General features: G+C 40.5%; 1 protein-coding gene. It reads left to right on the forward strand.

The genetic code is table 11. The annotated features are described in order from the left end of the window. The coding region (locus AA81_RS13175) for a methyl-accepting chemotaxis protein (RefSeq protein WP_146050405.1) at window positions 1–1,148 on the forward strand (1,148 nt) is incomplete at its 5' end. Between the last annotated feature and the right edge of the window lie 3 nt (window positions 1,149–1,151).

A 1,151-nucleotide genomic window follows, 5' to 3' on the forward strand; every position in this document is an offset into this window, starting at 1 on the left:
TGATAACCTTGACAGCCGTTTTAACCGTAGTAGCCTTCGTAGTATCGATAATCATGATTATCTATCTAATAAGGAGCATAACGAAACCACTGTTAGACTTCAAAAACAAGATAAACCAATTCAAAGAAGGAGACTTAACGGTAAACTTTGAAAGTAAAAGCAAAGACGAGATAGGGCAGATGGCCAATGCTCTATCAGAAATGAGTAAAGAATTGAGAAGATCCATGGGGTCAATAAGGCAGGCATCAGACAAAGTAGAAAACGCATCAGAAAGTCTAACACGATCATCACAAGAAAGCAGAAAGAACTCAGAAGAACTCAAAAACCAGATGGACAAGATACAAACAAGTACGGAAGAAACGGCAGGAAACGTAGAAGAAGTAACCTCAGGGGTAGACGAAGTAGCAAGGGCAGCACAAGGTGTATCCCAAGACGCACAAAGATTAAGTGAAGAAGCAGATGAAACAAGTAAAGCGGCAGAAGAAGGAAGCAAAACGATAGAAAGTATAAGTCAAGCGGTGAAAGAAGCAGTAGAAAGGACCAAAGAAAGTCAAAAAGAAGTAGAAACACTCGCAAACAACGCCAAGAACGTACAAAGTATAGTAGAAACGATAAACTCGATAACGGAACAAACGAACCTGTTGGCACTAAACGCAGCGATAGAAGCTGCAAGGGCAGGAGAAGCGGGAAGAGGATTTGCAGTTGTAGCGGATGAGATAAGGAAGTTAGCAGAAGAATCAAGGAATGCAACGGATGAAATATCAGAAATACTAACCAACATAACGCAAGGTACGAACAAAGTGAACGAATCTACGAACAAGGTAGTAGGAACGATAGGAGAAATAAACGAAAAGATGGAGAATGTACAGAAAAGTTTCAACCGGATAAAAGAAAGGATAGAAAGGATGGACCAAGGGATAGAAAACATGACAGCAAGTGCGCAAGAACAAAGTGCAAGTGCGCAAGAGATGAGCACAGCTATGGATAGGGTAGCGAAAGCGGTAACAGAGATAAGTGAACAACTAGAAAGATCAAGAAGTGTAATAGACGAACAAGTAAAACAAGCGGTAGGGATAAACGAAGAAGCGAAAGAGTTGAGTGAGTTAGCCACAGAGTTGAAAGGATTGGTTGGAAGTTTTAAGATATAAAAT

The sequence above is a fragment of the Petrotoga halophila DSM 16923 genome, from assembly GCF_002924615.1.